15 protein-coding genes and 1 pseudogene are annotated in these 13,227 nt (G+C 29.8%); 5 read left to right on the top strand and 11 right to left on the bottom strand.

Annotation, left to right across the window (positions count from 1 at the left end; all coding sequences use genetic code 11):
• Positions 1-3: 3 nt before the first annotated feature.
• Genes AJ887_RS05240 through AJ887_RS05250 form a run of 3 tightly spaced genes read left to right on the top strand, consistent with a single transcriptional unit; the run spans position 4 to position 3,318 of the window.
• Positions 4-591, top strand: coding sequence for a hypothetical protein (locus AJ887_RS05240; RefSeq protein WP_002921278.1), 588 nt, complete (start codon positions 4-6; stop codon positions 589-591).
• Positions 581-2,140 (top strand): GspE/PulE family protein, encoded by a 1,560-nt coding sequence (locus tag AJ887_RS05245; protein WP_032588785.1) that lies wholly within the window; start codon positions 581-583, stop codon positions 2,138-2,140. The genes AJ887_RS05240 and AJ887_RS05245 overlap by 11 nt, the downstream gene beginning before the upstream one ends.
• A complete protein-coding gene (locus tag AJ887_RS05250) occupies positions 2,137-3,318 on the top strand; it encodes a type II secretion system F family protein (protein WP_070239583.1) in 1,182 nt (393 codons plus the stop codon). Before AJ887_RS05245 ends, AJ887_RS05250 begins: the two co-directional genes overlap by 4 nt.
• Here AJ887_RS05250 and AJ887_RS05255 read toward each other — a convergent pair.
• The 10 genes from AJ887_RS05255 to AJ887_RS05300 all read right to left on the bottom strand — a co-directional run bounded on the left by AJ887_RS05255 (position 3,311) and on the right by AJ887_RS05300 (position 11,007).
• Positions 3,311-4,075: a TSUP family transporter gene (locus AJ887_RS05255; protein ID WP_061210475.1), complete on the bottom strand. Its 765-nt coding sequence runs from the start codon at positions 4,073-4,075 to the stop codon at positions 3,311-3,313. The genes AJ887_RS05250 and AJ887_RS05255 overlap by 8 nt on opposite strands.
• 3 nt (positions 4,076-4,078) lie before the next feature.
• Positions 4,079-4,843, bottom strand: a complete 765-nt coding sequence (locus tag AJ887_RS05260; protein WP_070239585.1) for a TIGR02757 family protein — start codon at positions 4,841-4,843, stop codon at positions 4,079-4,081.
• Between the two features lie 16 nt (positions 4,844-4,859).
• Positions 4,860-6,686: a flagellar hook-associated protein FlgK gene (gene flgK / locus AJ887_RS05265; protein WP_070239587.1), complete on the bottom strand. Its 1,827-nt coding sequence runs from the start codon at positions 6,684-6,686 to the stop codon at positions 4,860-4,862.
• A 9-nt stretch (positions 6,687-6,695) separates the two neighbouring features.
• The gene (locus AJ887_RS05270; protein ID WP_070239589.1) at positions 6,696-7,130 is read right to left on the bottom strand and encodes a flagellar protein FlgN; all 435 of its coding nucleotides are present in this window, start codon (positions 7,128-7,130) and stop codon (positions 6,696-6,698) included.
• A 41-nt stretch (positions 7,131-7,171) separates the two neighbouring features.
• Positions 7,172-7,369 carry a flagellar biosynthesis anti-sigma factor FlgM gene (gene flgM, locus AJ887_RS05275; protein ID WP_002855791.1) on the bottom strand — a complete coding sequence of 66 codons (198 nt, stop codon included), beginning with the start codon at positions 7,367-7,369 and terminating at the stop codon, positions 7,172-7,174.
• A 62-nt stretch (positions 7,370-7,431) separates the two neighbouring features.
• Positions 7,432-7,773, bottom strand: a complete 342-nt coding sequence (locus tag AJ887_RS05280; protein WP_070239591.1) for a hypothetical protein — start codon at positions 7,771-7,773, stop codon at positions 7,432-7,434.
• Positions 7,773-8,819 (bottom strand): flagellar basal body P-ring protein FlgI, encoded by a 1,047-nt coding sequence (locus AJ887_RS05285; RefSeq protein ID WP_070239593.1) that lies wholly within the window; start codon positions 8,817-8,819, stop codon positions 7,773-7,775. The genes AJ887_RS05280 and AJ887_RS05285 overlap by 1 nt, the downstream gene beginning before the upstream one ends.
• A gap of 58 nt (positions 8,820-8,877) precedes the next feature.
• Positions 8,878-9,561, bottom strand: coding sequence for a 16S rRNA (guanine(966)-N(2))-methyltransferase RsmD (gene rsmD, locus AJ887_RS05290; RefSeq protein WP_052800372.1), 684 nt, complete (start codon positions 9,559-9,561; stop codon positions 8,878-8,880).
• Complete coding sequence (locus AJ887_RS05295) at positions 9,554-9,937, bottom strand: hypothetical protein (protein WP_002870895.1); 384 nt, start codon at positions 9,935-9,937, stop codon at positions 9,554-9,556. Before AJ887_RS05295 ends, rsmD begins: the two co-directional genes overlap by 8 nt.
• Positions 9,934-11,007 (bottom strand): DUF5644 domain-containing protein, encoded by a 1,074-nt coding sequence (locus AJ887_RS05300; RefSeq protein WP_044778877.1) that lies wholly within the window; start codon positions 11,005-11,007, stop codon positions 9,934-9,936. Before AJ887_RS05300 ends, AJ887_RS05295 begins: the two co-directional genes overlap by 4 nt.
• A gap of 86 nt (positions 11,008-11,093) precedes the next feature.
• Here AJ887_RS05300 and AJ887_RS05305 point away from each other — a divergent pair, with 86 nt between their 5' ends.
• Entirely contained in the window at positions 11,094-11,915 is an 822-nt protein-coding gene (locus AJ887_RS05305; RefSeq protein WP_070239595.1) for a thiamine-phosphate kinase, read from the top strand.
• The gene (gene truD, locus AJ887_RS05310; RefSeq protein WP_070239597.1) at positions 11,884-13,002 is read left to right on the top strand and encodes a tRNA pseudouridine(13) synthase TruD; all 1,119 of its coding nucleotides are present in this window, start codon (positions 11,884-11,886) and stop codon (positions 13,000-13,002) included. The genes AJ887_RS05305 and truD overlap by 32 nt, the downstream gene beginning before the upstream one ends.
• A gap of 24 nt (positions 13,003-13,026) precedes the next feature.
• Here the strand turns inward: truD and AJ887_RS10610 are convergent.
• Positions 13,027-13,227, bottom strand: a pseudogene (locus tag AJ887_RS10610) (alpha-2,3-sialyltransferase); the annotation flags it as partial.

Raw genomic sequence — 13,227 nt, forward strand, 5'->3', positions numbered from 1 at the left:
GGTATGCAAGAAAGAATTAAAGAACTTGAGCTTAGGTATAAATATTTTTTACTTAAAAAATATTTAAAATATTTATTTTTAATTGTTTTAATCTTAGTGATAGCATTTTGTTTTTTTGTGCTAATGCAAAAATATAATAAGCAAAAAAATATTTATTTGCAAGCTATTGAACATAAAAAGCATTTAGAGCAAAAGATTCTTCAAGCGCAAATTTTACAAGAAAAAAATAAGATTTCTAGGGAAAAGTTATATAAAGAACTAGAAGAAGTTAAAGCGGTGCGGGAAAATACACACATTAGTAAGATAGAAATTGATTCTAAAATTTTAAATATTTCTGATTTAAAAAAATCTTTTTATCAAAATCCAAGCTATGAAAAGGCATTAAATTTAGCTAAGAAGTATTTTGATATTAAAGCTTATCAAAAGACAATATTTTGGGCTTTAAAAGCCAATGAACTTGACAAGCAAAAACAAGATTCTTGGCTGATTTTTGCTCAGGCTAAAAGAGCTTTAGGTGAAGAAAAAGAAGCTCAAAGTGCTTTAGATGCTTATATAAATTATTATGGTTTAATGGAATTAGATGGAAAGTAGAATGGATAAAATTTTTCAAGCTTATATTGATAATGAAATAAGTCTTGATGAAATTTGCACTAAATTTAATATCACTTCTTGGGATTTTTTTAAAAAATTAGCAAATTTTTGTAATTTACATTTTGTTGATTTAGATGAAGATAATGATTTTATTTATGAAGGTATACCTTTTTCTTTACTTTTAAAATTTAAATTTCTGCTTATTAAAAATAATGACGGCTTTATGATTATTAGATCCAAACCTTGTTCTTTAGAGCTTTTAGAGCAAGTTAAGACTTTTATGATTTGTGAAAAAATCGACACTGCAATTGCCGATGAATTAAAGATAGCTAAAATTTTAAATCAAATTCGCATTCAAGAGGAGATTAAAAGATTAAGCATTAAGCTTAGACTTGAATGGCAAGAAAATCAAAAAAGAGATGATCAAAGTTGCATCAGTCAAATTTTTGATTTTTTATTACATGAAATTTTATCTTTTCATGCGAGTGATATTCATATAGAAGCAAGGAACGATGACGCTTTGATTAGGTTTAGGGTTGATGGAATTTTGCGTGAATTTGCTATTTTTGAGAAGGATGTTTATGAAGCTTTGGTTTTTCATGTCAAATTTTTAGCTTGTTTGAATTTAGCTGAATCAAGAAAAACACAAGATGGAAGTTTTGAATTAGATTTTGAAAATGAAAGATATGATTTTCGTGTTTCATGTTTGCCTTTGATTTATGGCGAAAGTGTTGTTATAAGAATTTTAAAACATGATAAAGAAATTTTGGATTTGTATAAACTAAATCTTGGAGATAAAAATTTAGAAATTTTAAAAAAGATTTTACATCGTCCCAATGGAATGATTTTATTAACCGGCCCTACAGGTAGTGGTAAAAGCACAACTTTATACGCGTGTTTAAACGAGTTGAAAAGTATTGAAAAAAAGATTATTTCCGCAGAAGATCCTATAGAGTATAAAATTCCTTTAGTGCAGCAAATTTTGCTTAATTCAAAAGTTGGAGTCGAGTTTAATAGTATTTTAAGAGCAATTTTAAGGCAAGATCCTGATATTATCATGATAGGAGAAATTCGCGATGAAGAAAGTTTAGATATTGCACTTAAAGCTTCTTTAACAGGTCATTTGCTTTTAAGCACCTTGCATACTAATGATGCTCTTAGTACCATTGATAGGCTTTTGGATATGCAAGCAAAAAGTTACTTGATAGCATCGGCTTTGAGTCTTGTTATAGCACAGCGTTTGGTTAGAAAACTTTGTCCTTGGTGTAAGCAAAAAAGCAAAAAACATTATATTGAATTTGAAGGTGAATTTTTTGAACCAAAAGGATGTGAGCGTTGTCATCATAGTGGATTTTTTGGCAGAGAATTAATCGCTGAGTGCTTAGAGATCAATGAAGATTTAGCTTGTGCAATTAGGGAAAATCAAGATAAAACGATTTTAATGGAGCTTGCAAAAAAATATGGTTTTCAAACTATGTTTGAACAAGGTTTAAAAAAAGCCAAAGAAGGTCTTACAAGTATAGATGAGCTTTTAAGGGTTGTAAGATGAAATTTTATGAAGTAGAATTTCTTAAAAACAATCAAAATTATACAAAAACTATAAAAGCTGAAAATTTAAATACAGCACAAGCAAAAGCCTTATCAAAGAATTGGAAAATCATTGATATAAAAGAAATTCAAAAATCTAATTTTCAGAGATTAAAAGATGAAAATTTCATACTCTTTTTTAAAGAGCTGGCTTTGTTGTGTGAAGTTGGATTAAGTGTTCAAGAAGCGATTAGAGAATTATATCTTATGCATTCTTGCAAGATTATGAAAAAAATATTAGACAATTTAATTTTAGCCCAAAATTTAAATCAAGCTTTTGAAAATGCTAATTTTGGATTAAATCGTGCGGAGCTAGCTTTGATTAAAACGGCTGAAAAGACAGGAAAAATCAGTGAAGTGTTTAGTCAAATTTCTAAACTTCGAGAAAAAAGCTTAGAGACTCAAAAACAATTAAAAAAGGCTTTTAGATATCCTACTTTGGTTTTTTTAAGTATTATCGGAGCATTTTTGTTTTTAATGCTTTTTGTAGTGCCTAATTTTAAAGATTTATTTGAAAATTTAGGCGCGAGTTTACCTTTTATCACGCATGTAATGTTAGAAATTTATAATTTTTTAGATGACTATGGAATTTTTTGCATATTTTTGTTTGTTATTTTTATTGTTATGCTTATTTTAGCTTATAAAAATTTTCATTCTTTTGCTTTTTCTTGCGATTTTTTATTTTTAAAAATACCTTTGATTTCTCGTTTGATTATTTATAATCAAAATTATTATTTTTTTATGGCTTTTTCTTTACTTTTAAAAAATGGAATTTCAATATCTAAAGCTTTTGATTTAGCTATTATAGGGCTTGAAAATAAATTTTTAATTTTTCAGTATAAAAAACTTTTTAGTTTTATAGATTCTGGTCTTGAGTTAAGTCAGGTTTTTAAAAAGATTGATATTTTTGATTCTTTGGTATTTTCTATGCTTAGTGTTGCGATGAAAAGTGGAAGACTTGAAGTATTAAGTGAAGAAATTGCCAAATATTATCAACAAAAAAGCGAAAATTTGATGGATAGATTTTTGGTTTTTTTAGAACCAATGATGACTTTATTTGTAGCGCTTTTAGTTTTGTTTTTGGCTTTAGGTATATTCTTACCTATGTGGGAGCTTAGCTCAGGGGTCAATTTTAACTAAAATAATCCCAAGCTACTTTAATGATAGTAGCTCCTACAACGATTAAAAATAAAGTTTTTATAAACTTTCCATTAGTTTTTAATACAAGTTTTGAGCCTAAATAAGCTCCTAAAACTTGTCCTACACCCATAAGCAAGCCTACAGCCCATAAAAGTTCGTATTGCCATAAAAATATAGCAAGGGCAATAATATTGCTTGTAAAATTTAAAATTTTAGTATTAATGCTTGCTTTTTTCATATTAAAACCTAGTAGCATCACACAAGCAAAAATCCAAAATGAACCCGTTCCAGGCCCTAAAAATCCATCATAAAATCCTAAAGTTAAGCCACAAATTAAATGAAAAATTTTGATATTTTTTATTTTAGGTTCACTTTCGTGTTTGCCTAAGTTAGGACGTAAGGCTGTATATAAGAAAGTAAGAGTTAAAAAGATTAAGATAATAAGCTTTAATTGCTCATCTTTTACAAAAAGAACACTATAACTTCCTATAGCTGCTCCTAAGGCTGTAAAAAAAACACCCCAAGCAAGATGAGGTAGAGTGGTGGATTTAAAATAAGTTAAAGTAGCCGTAAAAGAACCAAAGACGCTTTGGAGTTTGTTTGTTGCTAAGGATAAATGCGCAGGAATTCCACAGGCTATGAGTGCTGGTAGAGTAATAAGCCCTCCTCCACCTACAATAGAATCTATAAAACCAGCAAAAAGAGCTACAAAAAAAAGTATGAAATAATAAATTGTATCTAAGTGCTCAAAGCCCATTTTTCACTCCTTAAATTTGTCAATTTCCTTACTTTGCCCTAAACGATAGAGTGCAAAGTCATATTTTATGGGATCATTTGCATCTAATTTTTTTAAATTTTGCGTGAGTTCTAAAACACTTTTATAATCATATATTTTACGCTTTAGAAGTCCTAAAGTCAAGGAAATTTTATGTGTATGTGTATCAAGTGGAATTAAAAGATCTTTGGTGTGAATTTTGGTAAAAAGTCCAAGATCAAGTTCATCTTTTCTAACCATCCATCTTAGATACATATTATAGCGTTTAAGAGGTGAAGTAGGGGTGTTTTGCCAAATTTTTCCAAAGAAAAATTCATACCCATAACTTGAATATGAATTTAAGGTTTTGATTTTTTGTATAAAAGCTAAGATGGCATCTGTGGTATTTTCTCTTTTTTGATAGGCTTGATAAAAAAGTTCGTAGAGTGAAATTTCATTTTTAAGTCTTGAAAGAGTGATAAAAATTTCTTGTATATCTTTCTCATTTTGAAAGCGGTATTTTAAATTTTTAAGTTCTTTTTTTATTTGTTTTTCTTGAAGGTTTAATAAAGAAAAATCAAGTTTTTTTAGAAAATTTACTATATTTTTAGCATTTCCATAGGCAAATAAAGCACAAATTAAGGCAATAAATTCATCATTGTGAATTTTAGCAATTTGCAAAGGATCTGGAGTTTCAAAAAGGGAATGATTGGTATTTTTTTGATTGGCTAAAAAATCAAGCTTAGCTTTAAGATGGATAAAATTTTTCACTTGATATTGCTAGAGCTTAAGATTTAAGCCCTAGTAAGGTATCAAGCATTTGATCTACGGTTGAGACGATTTTTGCTGCAGCACCGTAACTTGATTGGTATTGTATAAGAGCGGCTAATTCTTCATTTGTATTTACACCACTTTTAGATTGGTATTCGCTATAAACAGAATTATAAAGAGTTTCATTGCTTGAATTTACAACATTGTTATTTTCACCATCTGAAGCTATTTTACCTGTAAGTTTGCGGTAATATTCTTCCATGGTAAGATTATCAATAGTGCCATCTTCATTATAAAAATTAACTTTATCATATTGAAGTTGGATGATTTTATTTGCCATGTCATTGCCACTATCAACCCCATTTGAGCTTGCTCTTACTGTGCTTGGATCATTTAAGATAGAATCTTTTACCTTCATATCGCTTGCATCAGTTCCGCTGAAAAAACCACCTATGCTAAACGCACCTGCGAAATTTGTGCCTTTATCTTCAATGGCTACCTTAAAGCCTGATTTTGCATTGATTTGGAATAAACCATCTCCAGTTTTTGCATCGTAGCTAAAACTTGCATTGATATGATCATCAACATCATTATTTGCATTGTGATCGTTATTATCATCTGTATTAGCATTGATTTGACGCATGATATCATTCATGGTTGTATTTACATCTATGGTGATGGTTTTGGTGAGTTTTTTATCGCCTTTATCATCATAAATGACTATATCGAAACTTCCTGGTTGTATGGTTCTGTCGTAATTAACTAAAGGAATATCTCCCTTAAGTCCAGATAGATAATCAGAAGTAACAGAACTTTTCGCAGAACTCGCATAAAGATTGTTAGTTTCATTGATCATGGTCTTGGCAAAAGTATCTAAAGAATCCATATAACCTTGGATAATTCCATCTTCATATTTTCCTTCGCTTTTGCTATAGTTTCTACCGCGTAAGTCAAGCTGAGCACCAAGCTGTCCACCATTAATCTTTGCAGTAAGATCGCGAACTTTTTCATCAGGGGTTTCATAATAAATGCTATAAGATTTATTTTTATCATCATAATCAAGCTTTAAAGGATGAAAATTTATCCCATCTACTATACTAAAACCTTCTATGCTTAGATTGTATTGATGTCCTGGATCAGTGATGGTTGTATCAAGGCGATTGTCTTGATTGATTTCATTTTTGCTTGCAACTGCACTAACTAGCTTTGAAAGAGTAAGCTCAAGTTCATCTCTTCTATCCCTAAGCTCATTTGCGTGTTCTGTTGGTAAGGCTTCTTGTCCATAAATTTGTTTATTTATAGTGGCAATTTCTTCACCGATTCTATTAATCTCATCAACCGTATTTTTAATATCATTATTTACTTTTTTTTGGATTTTATCCAAGGTTGCAAAAGTGTTATTAACGCTTTCTGTTAAGGTTTGAGAAGCTTTTACAAGGGCTATTTTTGTGGCATTTTCATTGGGGTTGGATGCAAAATCATTCCAAGCTTTGTTATAATTTTCTAAATCTTTCAAAATTCCAGTATTTTGTAAGTCTGGAAAACGCTGAGCGATTTCTTGTAAGGTTGAAGCCATGTATTTAGTGTATTCTAGTTGGTTTGATGCACCTTTTAATTTATAGTAAGAATACTCATCATGCAAACGCACTATACTTTCTATAGCAGTTCCTGTGCCTACTTGAACTCCACCTGTGGTAATATACCCATTTGTAGTTTGCACTACTCTTTGGCGTGTATAAAAAGTTGCATTAGCATTTGAGATATTATTTCCAGTTGTTGCGATTTGAACTTCGCTTGCCTTTAAGCCTGTAACACCTGTGTATAATGTTCCAAAAATACCCATTATAAATCCTTATACATTGATCTTGAAAATTGACTCTGGATTTGTCTTTTTATCTCCATAAGCATTATTTGTTCCATCATTGATATCAAACATTTTATTTACTAAGCTATCAAGAAAATCTTTGACAATAAGAACAAATTTAGCATACTCTTTGTTTTTACTATGAAGGTTTTGAAGATTTTTTTTAAGTAGATCTAGTTTTTGTTTATCTTCATCATCTAAGAGTTCACTAAGCCCTTTTGTAGAGCTATTATTTAGCTCAACCAAGGCAACATCAAGCTGTTTTTTAGCTGTAATAAATTCGGCGATAAGTTTGTTTTTTTCTTCTACACTTGGCGTTACACTCTCATGTTTAGCCACTTTGATATTTTCTATATCTTCTTCGGTTAATGCAATAAGTTTTGCTAAGATAGCATTTACTTCATCAAGTTTTTGTTTAAGCATATTTTCTCCTTTTCTCTCTCAAAAAAAGGAGAATGAAAGTTTTAGATTAAAGAGTCAGCAATCGCAGAAGCCGTAGCTTTTGTATCGATTTTATAAGTACCGTTTTTAATCTGCTCTGCGATTTTACTCGCTTTATCATTTTCCGTTTTTTGAGTATCGTTTGTTTTTGTTTCTTTATCTATTCTATTTGTATTTAATGTGGTATTTGCCACATAACTTTGTTGTATAGGATTGATCATTTCTGCCTCCTTGATCTTAGTTATAATCCTCTACAAACCATATCGACTCAAATTTAAAAAACTTAACCCCTTTCTTTTAAAAAATCGTATAATAATTTTGAAAAACCCATACCTCCACTTAAAGCTTTACTCATAGTATCGTTATACATGGAAGAGTATATTTCATCGCTGGCATCTTTTCCAAAGAGTGAATTTTGACTTTTTAAAGATACATCTAAAACTTGCTTTAAAAAAAATGCTTCAAAAGCATCCGTTTGTTCTTTTAAGGCTTCATCTTCTTTGGTTTTTGTGACTATATCATTATTATTTATTTTGATTCTTGATTCTAAACTTCTTGCTTTGGCTGCACGATCAAGTAAAGCGCTATTCATACTATAAGTATTTAAAAAATTATCCACTTTCATTAGATGATCTCCAAATCCGCGTTAATTGCACCTGCGCGCTTTAAATTTTCCATAATAGCGATAATGTCATTTGGGGTTGCTCCAAGTTTGTTAAGCATTCTAGCTATATTTGCAACTGTGCTTTTTGCATTGTTGATTCTTAAGGTATTTGAACTTGGATCTACAAAACCACCATCTTTCATATCGATTTCATTTTGATTAGCTACTGCGTTATTGTTTGGATCTATTTTTATGGTGATATCTTTATGAGTGATTAAAACAGGTTCTACCTCTACATCAACTCCAGCAATCACTGTTCCTGTTCTTTCATCGATGATAATTTTGCTTTGTGGTTTATAAGCTATATCTTGTTCTAAAACTCTTGCCATAAAATCAACATTTGAAAGATCTTCAGGTTTTTTGAGTTTTACTGTGCGAGAGTCGATAGCTTTAGCCACTTCTTCGCCAAAAACGGTATTTAAAACTCTTTCTATATCATTTGCGGTTTTAAAATCTGCTACTTTTAAGCTTAAGGTTAGATCATTATTTTGGCTAAAATTTTGTGGAATTTCTCTTTCTACATTAGCTCCGCCCATTACGGTTGCAGCAGTTGAGTGAGAACCTGCTCCTCCTGGTCTAGGTGTTAAACCTCCTGTTGAGATAGAGCCTTGTGCTATAGCATAAATTTCACCATCAATCCCACGAAGTGCAGTCAGTAAAAGTGTTCCGCCTTGTAAAGATTTTGCATCACCCATAGATGAAACGGTAATATCAAGTTTATCTCCGCTTTTTGCAAAGGCTGGAAGTTTGGCTGTAACCATAACAGCTGCGGTATTTTTTGATTTGATATCGTTAGGATCTACTTTGATATTCATACCTTGCAAAAGGTTTGAGATGGATTGTAGTGTAAATTTAGAGCTTGTTCCATCGCCACTTCCATTAAGTCCTACAACAAGTCCATAACCTATGAGTTGGTTATCTCTTACACCTACAGTGTTTGCTACATCCTTGATTTGCACTGCAAAAATGCTTGTCATAAAGAGTAAAAATATCGTTAAAACTCTCATGGATTCTTCCTTTAATCTATTGTTGATGATAGATTAAGCAAGAAGTGTTCCAAGTAAGTTAAGAAGTGTAAAAGCTTAAGCTAGTTGATCCAAATTTCTTTTCTTTAATTTTTTGAAAATTTTGGATTTTTTCGGGAGTTTTTATGGTTGAGTGGTGTTCAAAAATGATTAAATTTAAAGTCTTTAAATCTAAATTTTCTAAAAAATGATAAATTTTTTCATAAATATCACTAAAACCTTCTCTGATATCAAAAGGTGGGTCAAGATATAAGATGATTTCATTTTTTGAATTTTCTATGAATTTGGGTAAAATTTCAAAAGTATTTGCGTGGATAACTTCTAAATTTGGATCTATATTTTTAGCATTTTCTAAAGCAATTTTATAGGCTTTTGCATCAAGTTCTATAGCATAAGCTTTTAAAGCATAATTACTTAGTGCTTCAGCCGCCATCAAAGCACTTCCGCCAAAGGCTTCAATGAAAATTTTATCTCTTAAATCTTCCCTTATTACATTAAAAACACAACTTTTTACTATGCTTTTAGTACTTCTTGTTGTTGTAAGACTAGGTAAAAGTAGTTTTTTTCCTTTGTATTTACCACTTTCTATATTTGTATAAAGCTTTGTTTCTTTGACTTTTTTTATTTTTTCTTTAGGGGAACTAATTTCTTGTTTTTGAAGAAATTTTTTTCTTTTTTCATTGTGATTAAAAAAGTCTTTAACGCTTATAAATTCATCATTCATCATTAAGTGCTTTTACGAGTTTGTTTTTAAGATCTTTTATGGCAAGATCGATTTTATTTTCATAATCTTTTTTAAATTCCAAAGCAATAGCGTCAATTTTTTCTTCAAGCAGTCTTTTTTGTTCAAGTGCAAGTTGCAAAGCTGCTGCTTTTAAGGCATTATCAAATTCATTTAAAGACTCAAACAAGGCTTCTTTGCTAAATGGTACGCTTAAAAATGGAGAGTTTTTAGAGATGATAAATAAGGGTTTTGCGGTGTGAATTTTTTCATCGCTAATGATGAAATCACAATCTTTTTTCATTACCAAATGATCTTTTAAAAAAAGTTCTAAAGTTTTTTCTATGATGAGATCTTTACATTCTAAAGAGATTTTCATATCAAACTAACCTTTAAAGTGTGATTTTTTAATGATGGAGCTTGTATGCCTTGGATAAGGGCTAAAAACTCAAAACGACTTAAAATATAAAAGTCTTCAAATTCCCTTCCGCTTGTTTGCATAAGTTTTTTAGCACAAGTATCAAAAAGATAAAAATCTTTTTCTTCTTTTACTACCATAAAATCAGCCCCGCTATCATAAGCGTCCAAAACAATATCTGCAGCCATTTTATAGCTTAGTGTAGGATTTAAATTCAGCAAAGTAAAACCATTATTTTTTGTACTGTTTTCATAGGAAATAAATTTAGCTTCAAGTTTGGATTTTAAAGTATCACAAGCATTAAAACCATAAAAAGCTATATTGAAATCTTTAAAATTATGCTTAATTTCCTTAAGTTCTTTAATCTCATTATCAAAAGCATTGGTTTTAGGTAAATCAAAGTGTAAAATATTTTTATCAAAAAGCCCTAAATTTAAAATTTCATTCTGTAGGTTTTTGATCGTTGTTTCTAAAATTTCATTTTTACTTTCAAGGTGATAAAAAATACCCTTTTCTTTATCTGCTAGAGTTTTTAAAATTTCTATCTTTTTTTCAGGATATTTTTCTATCATTTTTGAGGCCAAATAAAACACTCCATCGCCCATATATTCAGGAAGATAGTCTAAAATTTCACTTGCATAATATAAATAATCATATTTTGCATAAAGCTTTTTATCCTCTTCATCGCCAAATTTTTCAAGATATTTGTATTTGTCTAAAAAATCATTTTTATCAATGATAAGATCTTTAATAGCTCTTTTTGTACTTAAAGGCTCGATACAAAGATTAAAATCAAATTCTTTTGCTATTTTTTCTAAAGGTGTAAAAAGTGGTATGATTTGCTTATTTACAACTATGTAAGTATCTTCATCTTTATCAAAATCAAAATAAATATCATCATCTTGAACTTGCAAAAGCAAATCATAAAAACTTGCAAAATTTTCATAATTATCATAAATATAAGGTTTATAATAAGCCTCATAATCCTTGGTTTTATCAAATCTAAAAATTCTTAATTCTAATTTTTTCATGGTTTTTCCTTAAATATTTCTATATTATATAAAATTTTTCTAAAATTCACTAGAATTTAAAAGGAAATTTTATAAAATCACGCATTATGAACAAAGAAGATTTTATTATCAAAGCTTTTTTAAATGAAAAAAATGGCGATGATGGAGCTATTATTGATGATTGGTGTTTTAGCAAGGATTTGTTTTTTGAAAATGTGCATTTTAAAAGAGAGTGGCTTAGCTTAGAGCAAATCGCTACAAAAGCAATGCTTGTCAATATCTCAGATGCTATTGCGATGAATGCTGTACCAAAATACGCACTTTTAGGACTTGCTTTACCAAAAAATTTAAGCGAAAATGAGATCAAAGCCTTGCAAAAAGGTTTTTTAAAAACAGCTAGGAAATTTAATATAAAAATCATAGGCGGCGATACTATAAGTAATGATAAAATAGACATTAGTCTTACTATCATTTCAAAGATTAACGATAAAGCCGTTTTTAGAAAAGGTTTAAAAAAGGGACATTTAATTGCTTATACAGGAAAATTAGGGCAAAGTTTAAAAGGGCTTGAAATTTTACAAAATGGGGGCACTTTAAAACCAAACCATGTATTTATAAAGCCAAAATTAAGAGCTAGTTTTTTTTATGAAATCGCACCTTTGATTTCTTGTGCTATGGATATTTCAGATGGTTTAAGTAAGGATTTATCAAGACTTTTAGCCTTAAATAAATGCGGTATTTCTTGGTTTAAAAAACTTGATGATTATACGCTTTATAGCGGAGAAGAATATGAAATTTTATTTGCTTTTGATGAAAAAGAACGGCAAAATATAGAAACAATAGCCAAAAAACACGGCGTGAAATTAAATATCTTTGGAAAAGCAGTGAAGGGAAAATATGAATTTAGCGGAAGAGAACACCATTTTTAAGCCTTTGTATAGTTTAAAACACAGTCCTATTAATGCGTATTTTAGTAAAAATAGCGATGATTTTGTAGTGCGTGAAAAGCCTTTGTATGAATTTAGCGGTAAGGGTGAGCATCTTATTTTACATATCAATAAAAAAGATTTAACCACAAATGAAGCTTTAAAAATTTTAAGTGAAGCAAGCGGGGTTAAAATAAAAGATTTTGGTTATGCAGGGCTTAAAGACAAGCAAGGATCAACCTTTCAATACCTTTCTATGCCTAAAAAATTTGAGAGTTTTTTGTCAAATTTTTCTCATCCTAAACTTAAAATTTTAGAAATTTTTACCCATGAAAACAAGCTAAGAATAGGGCATTTAAAAGGAAATTCTTTTTTCATACGCTTAAAAAAAGTTTTACCAAGCGATGCTTTAAAACTAGAACAAGCTTTGATGAATTTGGATAAACAAGGTTTTGCGAATTATTTTGGTTATCAGCGTTTTGGAAAATTTGGGGATAATTATAAAGAAGGGCTTGAAATTTTGCGTGGCAAAAAGATGAAAAATGTAAAAATGAAAGAGTTTTTAATTTCAGCTTTTCAAAGTGAGCTTTTTAATCGCTATTTGAGCAAAAGAGTGGAGTTATCACATTTTTCAAATGATTTTAGTGAAAAAGAATTGATCCAAATTTATAAAATCTCCAAAGAAGAAGCTAAAGAACTTAAAAAACAAGAACAATTTTTTAAGCTTTTAAAAGGCGAGGTTTTAGGGCATTATCCTTTTGGAAAGTGTTTTTTATGTGAGGATTTAAGCGCTGAGCTTGGGCGTTTTAGGGCAAGAGACATTAGTGCTATGGGACTTTTAATCGGTGCTAAGGCTTATGAAACAGGAGAAGGTTTGGCTTTAAATTTAGAAAATGAAATTTTTAAAGATGCTTTGGAGTTTAAATCCAAAATGCAAGGTTCAAGACGCTTTATGTGGGGATATTTAGAAGAGTTAAAATGGCGTTATAATGAAGAAAAAGATCATTTTTGTATAGAGTTTTTCTTGCAAAAAGGCTCTTACGCTACTGTGGTTTTAGAAGAAATTTTGCATAAAAATTTGTTTGAGTGAGTGTAAATATATCTAATATATATTTTATCTTTTCCTCTTATACTCTCTCTTCAACCTAGGCACATCTTTAAAATAAAATTAATATACCCACCCCCACACCAATTTTTACTTGCTTTTATAAAAGCTTCTCCTAATTTATAAGTAAAACATTCTTTTTCTTTCAAAGCTTCATTATAATCAGGATAAGATTCTAAAGGAGGTAAAGCTAAATTTGGATTTTTCTTT

The sequence above is a fragment of the Campylobacter sp. BCW_6466 genome, from assembly GCF_001762835.1.
In the GTDB taxonomy this organism is placed as follows: Bacteria; Campylobacterota; Campylobacteria; order Campylobacterales; family Campylobacteraceae; genus Campylobacter_D; species Campylobacter_D jejuni.